Raw genomic sequence first — 17,189 nt, 5'->3', positions numbered from 1 at the left:
GCCGCTGCCAGACCTGGTGCGCCGAGCGCCCGATGGCGGCATCGACCTGGGTCCGAACGCCAACCGGAAGGCATGGGATCTGATCAACGGGGCGGCCAACGTGTGGGTGCCCCAGCAACTTGACGGCATGGGCGGATGGAAGGCAGCAGTGGCAACTATCGGCATCACCGACACTGCCAGCGACCACGCGGACACTCTGGGAAACGACGACGCCTGCTCCACCATGCCGGCCAGCGTGAAGGAACGCCTTGCCGCGGACTTCGGCTGACCTTCATGACCATCCAAAGATGGCGCCGTCGAAGGGGCTCCTCGGGGTGCTAAAGCACCCGCCCTTTTCTGCGTTCTAATGCCGCCCCGAGGAAGCCGTCCGCGATATTCGCCCGTCCTTTCATCCGTTTCCCTTTGGGGCCCTACAGGGACCGCTCCGAAATCCTCGACGGGGTGTACTGAGCCCCGGTTTATGCCGTGGCCGTGTGTCAATCCTGCTGCGGGTCATCGTGGTGCGGGTCGTCTATTGAAGGGTCAGCCGGTAACCGGCTCCGCGCAGGGTCTGGATCCAGCCGCCGTGGCCCTGGCCGCCGAGCTTGCGGCGCAGGTTGCAGATGTAGACGTCGATTGATTTCTCCCCGATGGTCGAGATCAGCTCTCCGTCCCGGGTCCGCTCGCCGCCCAGCAGGAGGGCAAGCTGGGTGCGGGTCCGGATGCGGCGTCCTCCTTCCAGGAGCAGGCGCAGCAGGTCGAATTCCTTCCGGGTCAGGGTGACCTCGGCCCCGTCGGCCTGCACGGTGCGCGCCCAGGGGTCCAGTACCAGGCCGCCCTGTTCAAGCACCGGACGGGACGCAGGGGGCGGGCCTGCCGGGTCTTGGCGGGGCCGGCGCTGGACTGACTGAACCCGTGCCTGCAGGATGCGCGGGCGGAAGGGCTTGGTGAGGTAGTCATCGGCTCCGGCGCCGAAGGCCATGACCACGTCCTGTTCATCGTTGCTGCCGCTGATGACCAGGATGTAGGCATCGCTGAACTGCCGGATCTGCCGGGTGGTTTCGAAGCCGTCCATGCAGGGCAGCCCGAGGTCCATGGTGACCAGCACCGGTGCGTGCTCTCGTGTTGCTGCTATCCCGTCGGGGCCATTGGCGGTGGTGTGGACGGTGAACCCGCATTCCCGCAGAAGTGCCGTGATGAACGCGGCAGTCTCCGGGTCGTCTTCGATCACCACGGCCGTGGGTGCCGGTGATCCCGGTGCCCCGGTCATGGCTGGACCGTCCCGGCGGTCTTGGCGGCTGTCGCGGCGAATATCGCGCCGGGTTTGGGGTAGCCGATGGTTAATGAGTCGAGGATGGTTTGGCGGGTGAAGATTCCGGTTCCGGGGGCGGTTTCGGTAAGCAGGTCGATGGTGAAAACGATCTTGGTGCTGGTGGCCTTGGGGTTGGCGGGGACCACGACGCCCGAGGAGTAGGCGTAGGGCGGGTCGATGGCGAAGTTGCCGGTGTCGTTGGCCAGGACTGTGCCGAGCGCGTCGACGCGGGTGTTGAACCTGGTCACCTTGATGGCTTCCCCGGTGGGTGCGCCGTCGATCCGGGCGTTGAGGTTGATGATCGGTGAGGAGTCGGGTGTCCAGGAGGCGGGGTCTTCGGTGGTCCAGTAGTCGATGACCAGGGTGTGCGCGGCGGCCCCGAGCCGGTGGGTCTTGGAGCCGCTGGCCAGGTCGCCCCGGACGGATTTCCATAGCGGTGCGGGTGCTTTCCGGACCGGCGGTGCCGGTGTCGTGGCCGGCGTGGCCGCGGTCGCTGCATCTGTGGTGGCCGGAGTTGTGGCTGCTGCCGTGGGGGTGGTGGCGGAGACCGGGACGAGGGCTGCGGGTTGGTCGGTGGCCGGTGCGCCGGTGGGGCCGGGCAGTCCGGGAATGGAGCAGCCGGAGAGCGTCAGGGCCGTGCCGAGCGCGAGGACTGACAGGGCGGCGTGGATGGCGTGACGGTTTTTCCGGCGGGCCGGTGTGACGGTCATGGCGGGTTCCTTCGTGGTGTTTGTGCCGGTGCGGTGCCGGGGGCGGGCCCTCCCGGCTGACGTGAGGCTCATGCGTGGAAGCCGCGGTGGCTGCGGAACGTTTTGCGGAGCATGAAGGTGGTTTGCACCATGGTGGTGATGTACAGGATGGGCCAGCCGATGGACAGGATGGCCGACTGAAGGTCGATGGGAAGGCGAAGCCAGGTGAAGATCAGTCCGGCGCTGACGACGAGGAAGATGATGGCGGGCATCAGGTAGGCGGACCCGGCGCCGCGTTCCGCCCTGGCCTGGGCGGCCCAGTTATCTGTCTGGTTGCTGGTGAAGAACTTGGTCCAGGCGCGCAGGAAGTGTCCCATCCGCAGCCAGAGGTAGAACTCCGCGGGCAGGGCGAGCAGGGCGAAGGCGATATCCCGGCCGGACTTGCCTTGGATGGACAGGGCGATGCGCAGGTTCAGGATCACGGCCACGATGGGCGGGATCAGCCAGACCGGGTAGAACACGTAGGCGTGGATGCTCAGGGACGCCGCCAGGAGCAGGATGAAGCTGACCCGGGTGAGGATGTTGAACACCATCGAGATGTTCTCGCTCCACCGCAGGCGCAGGTTCGGGTGGAGCGGCTGGCCGGGGGTGTTGCTCCGCTGGCCCGGCCACATCAGGTCGATCGCCCCGTAGTTCCATTTGACCTGCTGTCCGTCGAGGGAGCGCAGCGTGTCCATGCCGCCCACCGCGGCCCTGGCCCGGGCGGAGATCTTGGTGGCGTAGCCGATGTTCTTGATCTGCAGCGACAGCAGCGAGTCCTCCACCTCCGAGTCCTTCACCCATGGCGTGGACTGGCGGTTGTCCACCATCACGTTCTTGAGCCCTTCCATCGACAGGATGGAGCACTGTCCGCCGAGGACGGCCATGTTCCGGCCGCGCAGCAGGTTGTCCATGTTGAACGCCGCGAACTGGGCACGCTGCCCGGCGGTGAGGAATTTGGCGGTGAAGCCCTTGTCGGGGTGTTCAGCAACGGTGTAGATGGCGGAGATCCCGCCGATCCGGGGATCGCTGAGGATCTCCTCTTCGAGGTGCTCTACGGCGTGCTTGTCCACCACGGTGTCCCCGTCCACGCCGAGGAAGTAGTCGAAGTCGTCGCAGACCTGGGCGAAGCCGTAATTGAGGGCACCGACTTTCTTGTCCTTGTTAACGCCGATGTCGTGGATGAACACTTCCGTGCGGTAGGTGACGTCCTGGTAGGTGTGCTCATGCGGGCCGGCGAACTCACGGGCGATATAGAAGGTTTCGTCGTCGGAATTGTTGATCACGACGTGGATGACGTCCGGCAGCCTGGTCTGTTTCAGCAGTGCGGTGAGGACCTCGGCGATGGTGTCCTCCTCGTTGTAGGCGGGGATGACGCAGGCGATGGTGACCCTCGCGCTTGTCCGGTCCTGGACCTTCCGGGGCATGACCCTGAGATAAGGCTGGTCCTGTACATCCTGAAGTGTTGCTGTCACTGATGGCCTCCGCGTGGGCTTCGTGGTGGATTCGTCCGTGGTGGACCGGTGTTCACCATGCTCGGAGGCCAACCACAAGAGAAGCCGTTGCTGGCACACAAGAACAGCTCAACAAAACGCCGGGACCTCAACAGCGGCCAAAGACTCAAGAACTTTCCGCCGCTCCCCAAAGAATCTGCTGGAGATCTTTGGGATTGCATAAGAAAACGTCGGCCGTCACGGGGGGACGGTGCTGGCCCCGAGGAAAGGTCCTCCGGGTTTTCTCCAGGGCCCTCGGGTAGGCCGGGCGCGCGTGGCCGCCATGCTGTCGTCTTTGTGCCGAAGAGCCCGTCCGCCCGGCCTCGCACCGCCAAGCCGGGGGCAGCCGTTGCCCGTGCCCGGGGCACGTCCGCTGACGTTGCCGGCGCTGACCCCGGCGAGCAACTGGGCCGTCGGTGAGGCAGCCGGGCAACCGCCGGCGTTCCTCAAAAGTCTGGTTGCCGTAAGAGAGACGCGGCTAAGGGCAGGTCTAAGCCTGCCCTTAGTCGTAGCTGTCTTGTCGTGCCTGGCGCCTCCTTCGAACAGGTGGCCCGGTCACAGTGCTCAGGGCGCGGTGCGCCTGCTCCGGCCCGCTTTACTGCCAGCCTGATTTGATCGCGTTCCAGGCTGCGTCGTCGAGGAGGCTGGCGGGAGTGACGGCCAGGGCTGTGGCACCTCCGTCGATTGAGGCCCTGAGCGCGTCCGTCAGGTCGGTCGGCGAGATCGATCCGTTGTCGGCCCACATCCCGACCGACATGGCGTACCGGCCGGCAAAGCGTTGCGAGAAGGTTCGGGCCAGATCTGCCGAGTACGAGGCCGGCTTTGCATTGATTCCGAAGTAGTCCCACACCACGAGCCGGTCCGCGGCTTGGGCGAGGAGGGCGTAATCCTGCCCGCTGTCCGCCCGGTCCCCATCAGCCCCGTTCCAGGGTGCTCGAATGTCCATGTCCAGGGTGGCGCCGCCGGCGTGTGCTGCCGCGCGCACCCGGGACACCAGGCCGGCCAACGCCGTTGACCGCCACTTGGCGATGCCGGGGGCGCCGGCATCGATGCTGCCATCAGCACGACGCGGCCAGTCACTCACCCCTGCAAACGACCGGTAGGAGGCCAGGTCATCGCCACCGAAGGTGTTGTCGTCGAACATGAGCTCCGTGAGGTCGACCGCGTCAGGCTTGTACCGGCGGACGATGTCGGACACAAATGCGCGGAGGCGCTCCCCCACCGGTCCGTTGGTGAGCGCGGTGAGGCTCGGGAAGTCGGCCGACCTGCTGCCGTCGAGCTTGACCCCGGCGATGCCGCGGTCGGTGCTGATCCAACCCGGCACGAGAGCGTCGACGGTGAGCGTGATCTTCCGTTTCCGGCCGTTGCCGTCATATCCCAGGGCTTTGATCGCCTCCGCGACGTAGTCACGGCCGGTGCCCTTGACGGGGCCAGAGTTTGCCTGCGGGTACCGGGTCCACGGGAACGCGGTCCAGTCCAGACGGCCCACGCTCAGACTGACGGCTGTTGCACCGACGTCATTGAGCCTGGCCTGCACGTGCTGAAGTGTCGGCTGGCCGGGCGTAACTGATTCGAATCCGAGGCTGATGCTCTTTTCGAGATTCCGGTGATCTGATGTGGTGGCGGAGCAGGAGGCGAGCCCGGCTGCCAGCAGCACCAGCATCATCCCGGACAGGAGCAGTTTCGAGGCGGGCTTCACTGCATCAGGCCGAGGTGGCGTTGATCGCCGGAACGCTGACGATCCCTGAGCGTTGCAGCTTGTTCCAGTTCGCTTTCACGCCCCGGACTTCTGCTGTGAGGGCCGCAAGCAGGCACAGGCCGGTCAGTACCGAATACAGCGGCAGCAAGGGCACTGTCCAGAGATGCCGAAGGTCCCGCCAGGCACGGTTGAACGCGACGGCAATCAGTGTGAGCACCACTGTCACGATCAGTCCCAGCCAGCCGAGAACGGCGAGGAAATCCGTTCCGAGCGGGGCCCTGCCCAGGCCAAGCAGCACCAGCAGCGCCACCAGGACGACGGTCTGCAGCACCGGCACGACGATCATGCTCACAGTGTTGACCAGCAGAAAAACGCCGAACCGGCGGTAGCGGATGTTGCCGACCATGGACGCGTGGATGCGTGTGGTTTGCAGCAGGCCGCGCGCCCAGCGAACACGCTGTTTCCACAGGTCGCGGACCGTGGACGGGGACTCCGCGTAAACCAGGGCATGCGGCTGGAACGCCACCTGGTACCCGCCGGCGTGGACGCGCCAGGTCAGCTCAAGGTCCTCACCCACCGTATCTTCACGAAAGTAGCCGATCTCTTCGAGCACGTCCCGCCGGAACGCGCCGATATTTCCTGACACGATGGGCAGGCAGCCGATCACGGAGAGCGCGCGCCGCACAACACCGGTGCCAAGGTGGCTGATGAGGGCGAGCAGCCGCGTTTGGACGCGGTTCAGGTTCACGGGGCGGTCATCGCCACAGACCGCCCCGACACGATCACTTTCGAAACCCTTCAGCATCTCGGCGATGGTGCCCGGGGAGAAAATCCCGTCGGCGTCCACGAACATCAGGATGCTGCCCGCCGAATGCCGGATCCCGCGGTTAAGGGCCGCCCCCTTGCCCGCGTTGTCCTGGCTCATCCAGCGGATTCTTGCGTCAGCCTTCGACAGCTCCCGGATGATGCCCGCCGTCTCATCCGTGGAGCCGTCGTCAACGAGAATCACCTCGATGTTCTGGTATGTGGTCGCGAGAACCGACCTGACGCAGTTTACGATCACCGCCGCTTCGTTGTAGGCGGGAACGATCACCGAAACCAGGGGTCGGTCGTCACACAGTGTGCGCCGCCGCGCCCCCCGCCCACCGGCGGCGCGCAGCGAAAACAGCCCCGCGAGCGGCAGGTAGCCCAGCTTCAGCACGCCGAGAATAAGCACCGGCACACCCACCAGGAGCAACAGGGACTGGCACAGTTGAATCAGGACGTCAGACCAGGAGGGGTTCACGCGCACCCTCCCGTGGGGCTGCCTCGGTAAGAACGGCGTCGAGCAATTCGGGCACCGCCTCGCTGTTGGCCCCGAAACGCGCGTTGATTTCAAGCACCACGGGAGTCCCGTCAGCCCGGCGTCGGACGTCTATGTCCACCGGGCCGGTTAAGCCGAGCCCGAGGGAAGCGGCAAGCGCTGTGTCACGGACGTCGGGTGCTTCCCCGTCTGCCAGCCGCCGAACGCGCACGGCGTTGCCGATAAGGCCGTGGGAGAGCTCCTCCTTCTCCAACACGACACTGAATTCGCTGCCGATGGCCGCGTGGTTGGGCCGGAAGACGACTGGCGCGTACTCGGTGCCCGGGACGAATTCCTGCACAATCTGGTCATCGGTCAGCGAGGACCAGTTCAGGTCCTCGGGGCGCCCGGCAACCACGACGCCGCGGGCACCGCGGGAAACGCGTGGTTTGACGACGACGGGTCCCCCCATCTCGGCGATGGCAGCCCGGGTGTCCTTGAAATCGCTCGGGAGCCCGAACCGGGGAACCGGAACGCCCAGGGACTTGAGGCGGGACACGGTAAACAGCTTGTCGTTCGCCGTCGCGACCGGGCCAGGCGCGCTGATCAGGATCTGGACGTCCGGCCCGAACAAGTCTTTGGCCAGGGCGATTTCGGGGAGTTCGTCGCTGACCGTCGGGATCAGGAGGTCCACCCCGTGAAGCCAGACGATCCGGCGCAGGGCCGGCAGCATGCCAGGGTCATCAGCCGCGGGAACCTGGTGGAACCGGACATCGTCCGACGCCGGCAGCTGCCGAAGGTCCGTGCCGACCAGTTGGTAGTTCCGATGCTTCAGTTGCCGGGCGAGGGCGCTTCCTGCCGGTCCGCCAATTCCGGTAATCAAAATGGTCTTCGGGCTCATACGATGTCCGCCTCGGTGCTCAGCATGCGGACGGGCTCGTAAGCCTCCGCGAGGGTCCGCTTTGCCTGGCCGCCGCGGAACGCCGCGATGCCGCGGACCCGCTCCGGGGTCATGTACGGCTTCCCCGACTGGTTCACATGCGTCTGGACCGCCTGGACCTTTGCCTCCATGTAGTCGTCGATCTCCACAAAGAAGCTTGGATCGAACTCCCGGGTGGCCGAGGGGCTCTCGTAGCAAAGGATTGAGGAGTGCTGCCTGGCCGCACGGAGGGTTGCGCGGTGGACCGCCTGATGGTCCTGGTGCTGGTCGTGAATGGAGTGCGTCAGAATGATGTCCGGATTCAGCCGGTTGATCGCGGCCTCAATGGCCTGCACCATCTCCACCTGGTGAAGATCGAGCCTTGTGTCCGTGAAGGTGTGCTGCTCCAGGCGGTTCAGCCCCAGGAAAGAAGCTCCCCGCTGGGCCTCCCCGCAACGGGTCTGCTGGTCTCCGCCTTCTTTTCCATCACTCATGACGACGCCGACAACTTCGTGTCCGGAGTCAACAAGCTTAGCGAGGGTCCCTCCGCAGGCGAGCTCCAGGTCATCCGGGTGCGCGCCGATGGCCAGCACCCGCCGCGGCGAACGAACCATTGGAAGGGAAACGCGGGAGGCCAGCATCGGGCCCACGACCGCGGCGGACCCCGCGACCGTCAGGGCAAGGTCGACGGAGCGCCACTCCCCGCCCAGGTCCAACGCGTATGCGGCCAGGTTGAGTGCCAGAAGCGACGCACTGACCCCGAGCACGGACAGTTGAAGGGCACGGGGTTTCCTGAAATGGCGGAAAAACCACGTCTTGCTGGCACCGGCAGCAATCACCAGGAGTGAAAAGAACACGATGAGGGGGAAATAGACAGAGACCAAAGGTAACTCCTGGGTTCAGAGGCGATATACAAGGGAACCGTCCGGGTGGACCGCTGTTCACCATGCTCGGAGCCCAACCGCAAGACCAACCGCTACTCAAGCACAAGAACACCTCAACAAACCGCCCCCAACCTCAACACCGGCCAAAGACTCAAGATCCCATCGCCGTTTCCCTCAAGAACCAGCCGGAAAACTTTGACACCATATAAGAAATCGCGGGCCCGTCGGAGGGGGCACCGCACGGACGGTTCCAAGGTCGGCCGAGGTTTTCGCAAGGTTTATGCGCCACGGCCGGGACGACTCGGCCCCGGGGCCGCCCCTCGCGGCCATGCCGCCCGTATTTCCTGAAACCCCCGATTCGCCCCCTTGAACACCACCCGGGCGCGAACAGCCTGGATGCCAGCGGCCTCGTCTGAACAGGAACGGGCTCCCCCGGACTACAGCCCCGCCTACCAGCAGGACAGCACTCAAACACGACAACTCCCGCCAGAAATCGGGGGCTAAGAGGCGCCCGGAGCAGTGCCACAAAACGAACCGAAGGCACGACAGCCGTTGAGCCCCTGTACACTGCATGCTCCGGCCGAAGCCGACAGATCGGCCGGCTTCGACCGGACGTCACGACACCCGAAGGCAAGGCGGCAGCGGGGCGCCCACTGGCTGATACCGGCTTCGCCGAACCCCGCGCGAATTCCAAGCGGCTGCCGGAATACCTTGGAACGCCGCGCCCGCAACCCCCCAAATTGGTGGCCTCAGGCAACATCTGGCGCTGGGCTATCACTTTTTCCCAAGGCCTGCTCCCCACAATGAACACATGCCCCGCGGGGAGGCACGCAAGGCCGCGCCGCGGGACAGGTAGCCGGGCCCCGACTGCGCACTGCCTCCAGCGAGCACCGGGTACGGCTGCCATGAGCTGCGGCATGGCAGTAGTTCAGATCCGCCACCAGCATGCTGGTTGCCGGTGTACGTCGCCCGGTACGAGACCGGGCCGGCGACGAGTGCCTCTGAGACCGGCCCCCCCAGTCGTCGTCGGCCCCCTCGGGCTCCGGCCCCGCTGAAAGGACAATGCGTGAACAACACCGCTACACTCACGGCCCCCCTCCCCCGGAACGACGGGCTCCCAGGAAACCCGGCGCGGGTGGCAGTCGTCATCGAGGACGACAAGGACATACGCGAAGGGGTACTCCAACTCCTGCGTGCCTCGGGCTTCCAGGCCCATCCCGCCGCGACCGGCAGGGAGGGTGTCGCCGCCGTCCGCCTGCACAGACCGGCCGTCGTCACCCTGGACCTGACCCTGCCAGACATTGATGGGTTCGAAGTGGCGCGGCAGGTGCGCCAGTTCAGCGGGGCATACATCGTCATGCTCACCGCATGCACCGAGGAACTCGACACTCTGCTGGCTTTCGAGGCAGGGGCGGATGACTACATCACCAAACCCTTCCGACCCCGGGAATTGCGGGCACGGATCCAGGCCCTGCTCCGCCGGGCGCACGGCCAGCAACGACCGGCCAGTGCTGCCGCCCTTACCGCTCCCGCCTCTGAGCCAGTCCCACCCGCCGTGACGCATCCGGCCCCCGCGTCCGCGCCTAAGACGGAGCCTGCCAGGCACAGCAGCCCGGCCCTTGAGCACAATGGCCTCGTCCTGCACCCGGCCACCCGGACGGTATGGGCCAATGGTTCACGGGTGCTGCTGACCCGGACGGAGTTTGACCTGCTGCTGGCACTGATGGAGAACAGCAGGACCGTGCTGAGCAAAACGCGATTGGCCAAGAACATCCGATACCAGGAATACGACACCGGAGCCATTCTCACCGAGTCAGACGAACGCGTCATCGAGGTGCACATCGCTAACCTGCGACGCAAAATCGGAGACCATTCCCGGCAGCAGCGCTGGGTTCAGACGGTGCGCGGCATCGGGTATCGGCTGACCCCGGCGGAACAGCATGGGGTGCCAGTTTCCGGCCCGGGCCCAACGCCCGCGCCAAGAAGCACACGTGAAACCCTACTCGCCGGCACCAGCCGCTGAGCGGGGGCACTCGCGGGACCCTTGGCAGGGTTCCGTCACCGGCGAAGAAGTCCGCATCCAACGAGAGCCGCTCACCAACGCGGGACCCTCCCCAGTGCTCATGTCCGTTTGGTTTTATTGATGCATGAACGCGAACTCCGAAGACCACGACGCCGTCACGCCGGACGGCTGGGGGAATCCGGAACCAGGCCACGAAATGGAGGTACGCGAGCCGGGACGCCCTGCACGAAGAGGTGTCGTGGACAGCGTTACCCCTGAGGGTTCAGTCCTCTGGGTGTGGATCAATGGTGCGTCTCCCCGCAGGATGATTCTGGCGGGAGATCCATTGGTCATCCTCCCGGAGTTGGAACACCCCGACGCATTTTAGGGCCCGTGAGACTCCCCTGCCACGACAGATCACTCCGGAGAGGTCACTACCGGGGCCTGCGGCCCGGAACGTCACTTTCCCAGCCGGGGCGGTGTTTCTTCCCAGCCTTCGCTGTGAGGACCGGCGTGGACCGGACAGATCCATCCCGAGCCCCCGGCACCACGCGCCAAGGTCGACCTTTCGCCGTTACCCAGAGCATCTGGCGAATTATCCAATGCCCAGCCGTGCATAGCACCGGTCACTCGACGGGCGACGATCCATCCAAGGCGGAAGAATCCCTCTGTCCGGGGGACAGCTAGGGCAGCAGTGATCTCCACGGGGCGCATCCGGCCAGCCTCTGCCTGGCCGGTGCCGCGGGGAACAATACTCGGGCCGCGGCTGCGGGTTCACAGGAAACCGGCAGGTAAGCCCGACGCCGGCCGGGGCGGGCATGGAATAGTCTGTGCACACGGCAGAGGGACCGTGGGTTGTTCGAGAGAAGGCCGGAGCAGATGCAGGTGAGAGCGGATAACAACGTGCGGATGCGCTTCGCGGCGCGCGTCATGGGCTTGCTGATGACAGCGGCACTGACGCTGGCAGCCTCGGCCTGCGGCGCAGGGCAGCCAGCCGGCGGATCGTCCCCGGCGGGAACGGCCACTCCCCCGGCAACAGCCACCCCAACTCCTCCGCCGGCACAGACACCACCAGCGGCCAGCCAGTCCTCAGTTTCCGCCGCCGCGACGGACCCTCCTCTCCAGTCCATTCAACGGACCAGCGGGAAGCCGGGCCATGTCTTCGTGATCAACCTGGAGAACAAGGGCTACTACAAGACCTGGGGCAAGAAGTCATCGGCGCCGTACCTGTCCGGCACACTCCGCGGGCAGGGGGTGCTGCTCACGAACTACTACGGGATCGCCCACAATTCCAACCCCAACTACCTGGCGCAGATCTCCGGCCAAGCCTCGAATCAAATGACCCGGGACGACTGCCCCACCTACGCCCCCTTCAAGGCCACCGGCACCACTTCCCTGGGCCAGATCCAGGGTGCCGGATGCGTCTACCCGGCCTCGGTACCGACCGTGGCGGGGCAGTTGAGCTCTGCGGGGAAGACCTGGAAGGGCTACATGGAGGACATGGCCACGCCCTGCCAGCACCCGGAGCTTGGCGCCGAAGACGACCATCAGCATGCGTCCTCCACGGACCAGTACGCGACCCGGCACAACCCGTTCGTCTACTTCCAATCCATAACATCCTCCCCCGACTGCGCCAAAAACGTGGTCAACTTCAACCAGCTCGCCACCGACCTGAAATCAGTGTCGACGACGCCCAACCTGGCCTACATCACCCCTAACCTGTGCAACGACGGGCACGACAGCCCGTGCGCGGACGGACGGCCCGGCGGCCTGGCCACCTCGGACGCCTGGCTGCAACAGCAAGTCCCCGCCATCCTGTCATCCCCGGCCTTCAGCCAGGACGGGGTACTGGTGATCACCTTCGATGAATCCGAAGGCCACACCACCGGCCCGTCCGGAGTGGCCGGAGGAACCGGCGGCGGAAAAATCGGTGCCCTCGTGATCTCCCCCCTCACCAAAACAGGAACAACGTCAACTGTTGCGTACAACCACTACAGCCTGCTGGCCAGCATTGAAGACATCTTTTCCCTTCCCCGCCTCGGCTACGCCGGCGCACCCGGCGTCCACGCGTTCGGAGCCGACGTCTACAACACCCAGAGCTGAAACACCACAAACCGCCCAACAGCCAGCCACCGCGCCCTGCACGCCATCCAGCAGGAGCCTCCCCGGCCCGGTCATGAGGTGCCGTCCGGGTGTTTTTCGGGCAGGCCGAAGAGTCCCGCCAAAGTGGCCACATAGCGGGGCTCTCCTGTGGTGGTTCGGCGGCTCCGCCTTGGGCAGGCGGAGATGCTGGACCAAAAGTATAGACAGTGTGCTTCCCTTCACAAGTTATTGCGCCACGGCGCGTGGCATCTTTTTACCGCGACGGGGCACCGGCTATCGGGAGGTGCCGGGGATGTGGTTCGGTGTGCCCTGTGGTGGCGGCCGCTCATCGTGAAGCGGGCCGGGGGGTTCTCCGCCAGTGCCGGAGGACGGGTCAGCCGGGGCCAGGGCATCCCAGTGGAGCGGGAGTTGGGGTGTCAGGTCGTATTTCTGTGTGAGGACACCATCGATGGATGTTTGACCGGCGAACGGGGAGCCGGGGTCTTTCTGGCCGCTCGTTCGCGGCGATTGCCTTGACGGTTCGCGGGCTCCGCGGAGGTTCGGCTATTTGGTGAGTTTGATGGTTTTGGCGCCGACATCCGGTCCTCCCATGGTGTAGGCGGCGTCGAGGGTAACGAATTTCTGGAAGGATCCGATGATGCCACGGCAGTTGCCGGTGCAGGAGGGGGTGCCGGTGTTGTTCCAGTTCAGGTCTGATTGGCCGTTGCCGCCGAATTTCCAGCCAGTGATTTTGAACGCCGCGAACCCGTAGATCCTGTACCAGCCCCCGGCCCCGCTGCCGCCTGCCTGGTCGAAGACGGGAATGAGGATCGTCTGGTTTTTCAGGCTCTGCATGGCTGTGGTGCACTGGCTGGTCAGGGGGAAGGAGTTGCCGTTGTCGCTGAGGGTCTGGGCGTTCGCGGTGCTGACATTCAGGGAGCATTGGCCCGAGGGGGTTTTCAGCCACCCGAACCCGCCGGGGATGGCGTGGCCGGTTGGTCCGACGCAGGAGGGGCCGGTGTTGTACTGGATGAGCTGGGTGGCGCCGGAGAGCGTGGTGTCGAACTGGCACATCGAGAACGTCAGAGGGAAGATCGCCGGTCCGCTGGCCGGGCTGCCCCAGGTCGCGGAGGCCGTCGCTGTCGCCGTGCCGCTGTCGATGCCCAGGGCGGGGCCGAAGAAGTAGTCGATCGATGTGGAGCCGTCCTTGTTCAGGGTTCCGGTCTGCACAGAAACGGTGTTGCCGGCCACGGATGCGGCGGCGGTGGCGTACCCGTCGTTGGCGTTGGCGCCGGCGAGGGTGGTCGCGGTCGCGGCGGTGTTCCCGCAGGATCCCTTGGCGCAGTTCTGGGCGATGGCGAGGGCGGCAGCGTCGGCGCCGTTTTGCAGTTCTGCTTTTTCCGCGGTGAGCCGGGCAATGTCGATGGCGATGGCGGCGAAGCCCAGGAGCACGACCATCATCAGCGCGACCAGGACAGCGATGGCGCCCTGCTCGTCGTGGGCTGTCCGGGGCGGCCGCTGTGTCCGTGGGATGGCGGCGGGGTCAGGGGCAGTCAATTTTTCCGTTGTTTTCTTTGGTCAGGGTGATGGTCGCGGACGCGTCGGTCTGGTCGGTGTAGGTGGCGGTGACCGTGAGGGTCAGGGGCCCGGTGGGGTTGTCGGTGACAACGGGCGAGTTCTGGGTCAGAGAAAGGCTCCCTGCAGGTGTCCCGGCGCCGACAGTTCCCCACGTGTAGGTGGCCGGGGAAGCCGCACCGGACGCGGCGTAGGTCACGGCCGCTGCCTGGGGCAGCTGAAGCTGCAGCGTCGCGGTCTTTTTGCTGGCGTTGTTGGCGCAGGTCAGTGAGGTGACGGGCGGCCCGGGCCAGCTGCGGGCTGCCGAGACGTCCATGGTGGCCGTCGCGGACTGCTGCCAGAGGGCGTGGGCTGCCACTCCCCCCGTTCCCAGCACGACGGTCAGCACGAAGGCGGCCAGCGCGGTTCTGGCCCCGGGGATCCGGGCAAGCAGGCTCATCTGTCCTTTTCCCTCACGTTCACTGGTCCGCAACGCACCGGGACCGTTGCGGCGGACACAGGGTTAATGCGCGCTGGTACGGACGTTGCCCCCGTTTACTCTGCTGCCGTTGGCTCAAGATTCCATGTCAAAAACCATCATCTTTCACGCAGGATCCCCGCAGCCTGCCTTTTACCGGATCGGCGCACCCTGTGGCCGGCCCGGATGCGCAGCAAGCCCGCCGGCGCCGGCCGCCACGCGGCGCCGGCCCGTGATGGTCGGGTGCCCTCTGGCCGGGCTCGTGGCCGTGCGGTGAGGACGTCGGCGGTGAAGAAGACGCAGTGCCGAAAACGTGCGGGCGGGCGCGGGGCGGCGTTCGTCGAACCATGGCGGGGGCCGGGCGCGGCACCTGGGCCCTGATCAGCCCGTGCAGAACATGGACGGTCAGGGGACGCCGGGCCCGGTATTTCCTGGGGGAATGCAGCCGGGCCCGGCCTGCCGGCCCGGGAAGAGGCGCTTTGCTTCCCGATGGCGGAGGTCAAATCTCACATGGGTTCCTTGGGCCGGGCTGGGCGCCAGCCGGGAAAGGCAACGAAATCTTCGCGGGCCTGCCAACGGCGGCAGGTGTTTCCCTGCGCGGACAGCCGGCGAAAGGCGACCTGCTGGCTGCTCCTGGAAGGAGGACGGTATGTCCGGGATAGCGCCCTGCTGGCCCTCCTGCTGGCAGGACAGCGTTCCGGTGCCGGAGACCTGGTCTCGTCCATCGACGACCGGACCATCGACGCCTAGATCTGCAACCTGCGCCGCAAGCTCGGGTAGCGGATCCACGGCGGCTGGACCCAGACCCTGCGCGGGGCCGGCTACCTGGTGACCGCGCCCAGAACCCGCGCAGCCGGTGCCAGCCGGTAGCCGACGCCGCGCACCGTCTCCACCCACCGCGGGAACCGGGCATCGTCGCCGAGTTTGCGGCGCATGTTCCCGACATGCACCTCGATCGTCCGTTCCTCGGCCTCGCTGATGTACATCCCGGTGTCGTACTCACCGGCGCGGATGACCCGGGCAAGTTCGCTTTTGGGCCGCACCACCCGTCCGGCCCGCATCAGCGCCAGCAGCAGATCAAACTCTGTCCGGGTCAGCTCTACCTCCGCCCCGTCGATCCACACCGTGCGGGTGGCCGGGTTCAGGCGCAGGCCGTTATGTTCCAACTCTGAATGATCCAACTCTGAGGCCGGTTCCAGTGGCGTGGCGGGGTACCGGCCGGCCGGTTCGTGCCCGGGGACGGTTCTGGCCGGGAAAGCCCCTGCGGGGTGGGCGTGGCCGGCAGCGGTCTCGGGTTCTGGCATGGTCCTGTCGCGGGCCCGACGCAGCAGGGCTTCGATCCGTGCCCGCAGTTCGCGGGGGCGGAACGGTTTGGTGATGTAGTCGTCGGCGCCGGATTCCAGGCCCATCAGGGTGTCGAGTTCCTCGGTGCGGGCAGTGACCATGATGATGTACGTGTCGCTGAACTCGCGCACCTGGCGGGCGACTTCGAACCCGTCGATGTCGGGCAGGGTCAGGTCCAGGGTGACAACGGAGGGGTCGTGCCGGCGTACGGCCGCGACACCTTCGGTTCCGGTGGCGGCCGCATGGACGGTGAACCCGGCGCCCTGCAGGACCTGCCGGACCGCTTCCAGGATGTCCGGGTCATCCTCAACCACGACTGCTACACGCGATGTATCCACTCAAGGCCCCCCACTTAGGCTGCGTGGGCATAGGGTAGCACCCCATTCCGGGAGGTCGGCGGGCGGTGCCACCTTAGGCAGCGGCTGGGGATGTCCCGCCGGTGGGTTCAGGGCGACCGGGGCCGGGTCATCCGGTAGCCGAACCCCCGCACGGTCTCCACCCATTGCGGTTCCACCCGTGACTCGGCCAGCTTCGCGCGCAGGTTCCGGATATGGAACTGCACCGACACGCGGCCCTCACGGGAGTACCCGGCCTCCCCGTCCACGGGCCCGGGCAGCAGCGCGACAATTTCTTCCCTGGTCCGCACCCTGCGGCCACCCTCCATCAGCAGGTACAGCAGGTCAAACTCCGTGCGCGTCAGCGGCACCTCCCTCCCGGCAAGGACAGCGGTCCGCGACGCCGGCATCAGGCACAGCCCGTTGTGTTCCAGGGCCTGCCGCTGTGCGGGGCCGGGATCCAGGGGCGCGGAGACGCCTGGAATCGTTCTGGGGCGGCGCATCACCGCTTCGACGCGGTGGCGCAGTTCCCGCGGCACGAAGGGTTTGGTTATGTACTCATCGGCTCCGGATTCCAGACCCATCACCGCGTCGACTTCCTGGGTCCGGGCCGTCAACATGATGATGTAGGCGTCGCTGAATCCCCGCACCTGCCGGACCACCTCGAAGCCGTCAATGTCCGGAAGCCCCAGGTCCACGGTCACCAGGTCAGGGCGCAGGCGCCGGGCCGCGCCGACGCCGTCGCTGCCGTTGGCGAAGGAATGAACGCTGAACCCTGCGCCCGTCAAAATCATGCTGATGAGGTCGCGGATGTCCGCTTCGTCCTCGACCACGACAGCCGTCCGCGCTTCCATGCCACTATCTCCCAGTGCTCCGTGTCCCCGTGGGCTCTTGCCGGCCAGCCAGCACCATAGCACCGGAGGGTCGGCCGGCAGGTTTGCCCGTCACATCAAGTCTTGATGGGATCTTGACGGTTCCCAGCCTGGGTTCTTGATGGTGGCCGGGCAAAGTCGTTCCTGTCAGCCAAACAGGGCTGGAAAAGGTTTGCGGCCGGCCCACTGGGGGTGGGCTTCCCCGAAAGGAAACAAGTGCCATGGG

Annotated in this window: 14 protein-coding genes and 1 pseudogene; 4 read left to right on the top strand and 11 right to left on the bottom strand. The window is 66.1% G+C overall.

Annotated elements, in window-relative coordinates:
* A pseudogene (locus AC1DFE_RS22965) lies at positions 1-268 on the top strand (transglycosylase domain-containing protein); the annotation flags it as partial.
* Between the two features lie 243 nt (positions 269-511).
* On the opposite strand, the gene AC1DFE_RS22960 reads toward AC1DFE_RS22965, so the two are convergent.
* The 7 genes from AC1DFE_RS22960 to AC1DFE_RS22930 all read right to left on the bottom strand — a co-directional run bounded on the left by AC1DFE_RS22960 (position 512) and on the right by AC1DFE_RS22930 (position 8,296).
* Positions 512-1,249: a response regulator transcription factor gene (locus AC1DFE_RS22960; RefSeq protein WP_476908149.1), complete on the bottom strand. Its 738-nt coding sequence runs from the start codon at positions 1,247-1,249 to the stop codon at positions 512-514.
* A complete protein-coding gene (locus AC1DFE_RS22955; protein WP_476908148.1) occupies positions 1,246-2,001 on the bottom strand; it encodes a hypothetical protein in 756 nt (251 codons plus the stop codon). Before AC1DFE_RS22955 ends, AC1DFE_RS22960 begins: the two co-directional genes overlap by 4 nt.
* A gap of 68 nt (positions 2,002-2,069) precedes the next feature.
* Positions 2,070-3,494, bottom strand: coding sequence for a glycosyltransferase family 2 protein (locus tag AC1DFE_RS22950; protein WP_476908147.1), 1,425 nt, complete (start codon positions 3,492-3,494; stop codon positions 2,070-2,072).
* A gap of 613 nt (positions 3,495-4,107) precedes the next feature.
* Positions 4,108-5,211 (bottom strand): hypothetical protein, encoded by a 1,104-nt coding sequence (locus tag AC1DFE_RS22945; RefSeq protein WP_476908146.1) that lies wholly within the window; start codon positions 5,209-5,211, stop codon positions 4,108-4,110.
* A 4-nt stretch (positions 5,212-5,215) separates the two neighbouring features.
* Positions 5,216-6,496 (bottom strand): glycosyltransferase family 2 protein, encoded by a 1,281-nt coding sequence (locus AC1DFE_RS22940; RefSeq protein ID WP_476908145.1) that lies wholly within the window; start codon positions 6,494-6,496, stop codon positions 5,216-5,218.
* Complete coding sequence (locus AC1DFE_RS22935) at positions 6,477-7,394, bottom strand: ATP-grasp domain-containing protein (protein WP_476908144.1); 918 nt, start codon at positions 7,392-7,394, stop codon at positions 6,477-6,479. The genes AC1DFE_RS22940 and AC1DFE_RS22935 overlap by 20 nt, the downstream gene beginning before the upstream one ends.
* Positions 7,391-8,296, bottom strand: coding sequence for a PIG-L deacetylase family protein (locus AC1DFE_RS22930; RefSeq protein ID WP_476908143.1), 906 nt, complete (start codon positions 8,294-8,296; stop codon positions 7,391-7,393). Before AC1DFE_RS22930 ends, AC1DFE_RS22935 begins: the two co-directional genes overlap by 4 nt.
* Positions 8,297-9,362: 1,066 nt before the next feature.
* Between AC1DFE_RS22930 and AC1DFE_RS22925 the strand changes: the two genes are divergently transcribed.
* Both AC1DFE_RS22925 and AC1DFE_RS22920 read left to right on the top strand, forming a co-directional pair.
* Positions 9,363-10,319 carry a response regulator transcription factor gene (locus AC1DFE_RS22925; protein WP_476908142.1) on the top strand — a complete coding sequence of 319 codons (957 nt, stop codon included), beginning with the start codon at positions 9,363-9,365 and terminating at the stop codon, positions 10,317-10,319.
* Positions 10,320-11,183: 864 nt separating this feature from the next.
* On the top strand, positions 11,184-12,401 hold the full coding sequence (locus AC1DFE_RS22920) for an alkaline phosphatase family protein (RefSeq protein WP_476908141.1): 1,218 nt from the start codon (positions 11,184-11,186) through the stop codon (positions 12,399-12,401).
* Between the two features lie 543 nt (positions 12,402-12,944).
* On the opposite strand, the gene AC1DFE_RS22915 is transcribed toward AC1DFE_RS22920, so the two are convergent.
* A complete protein-coding gene (locus tag AC1DFE_RS22915; RefSeq protein WP_476908140.1) occupies positions 12,945-13,937 on the bottom strand; it encodes a pilus assembly protein TadG-related protein in 993 nt (330 codons plus the stop codon).
* Positions 13,924-14,394 carry a hypothetical protein gene (locus AC1DFE_RS22910; protein WP_476908139.1) on the bottom strand — a complete coding sequence of 157 codons (471 nt, stop codon included), beginning with the start codon at positions 14,392-14,394 and terminating at the stop codon, positions 13,924-13,926. The genes AC1DFE_RS22915 and AC1DFE_RS22910 overlap by 14 nt, the downstream gene beginning before the upstream one ends.
* A 603-nt stretch (positions 14,395-14,997) precedes the next feature.
* On the opposite strand from AC1DFE_RS22910, the gene AC1DFE_RS22905 reads away from it, so the two are divergent.
* Positions 14,998-15,162, top strand: a complete 165-nt coding sequence (locus AC1DFE_RS22905) for a hypothetical protein (protein WP_476908138.1) — start codon at positions 14,998-15,000, stop codon at positions 15,160-15,162.
* A gap of 71 nt (positions 15,163-15,233) precedes the next feature.
* On the opposite strand, the gene AC1DFE_RS22900 is transcribed toward AC1DFE_RS22905, so the two are convergent.
* Positions 15,234-16,094 (bottom strand): response regulator transcription factor, encoded by an 861-nt coding sequence (locus AC1DFE_RS22900; RefSeq protein WP_476908137.1) that lies wholly within the window; start codon positions 16,092-16,094, stop codon positions 15,234-15,236.
* 107 nt (positions 16,095-16,201) lie between these two features.
* A complete protein-coding gene (locus AC1DFE_RS22895; RefSeq protein ID WP_476908136.1) occupies positions 16,202-16,945 on the bottom strand; it encodes a response regulator transcription factor in 744 nt (247 codons plus the stop codon).
* Positions 16,946-17,189 lie beyond the last annotated feature (244 nt).

Source organism: Arthrobacter sp. 05T423, assembly GCF_056396245.1.
Note: the sequence above shows the minus strand (reverse complement) of the source record. Positions and strands in the feature narration are given on the sequence as shown.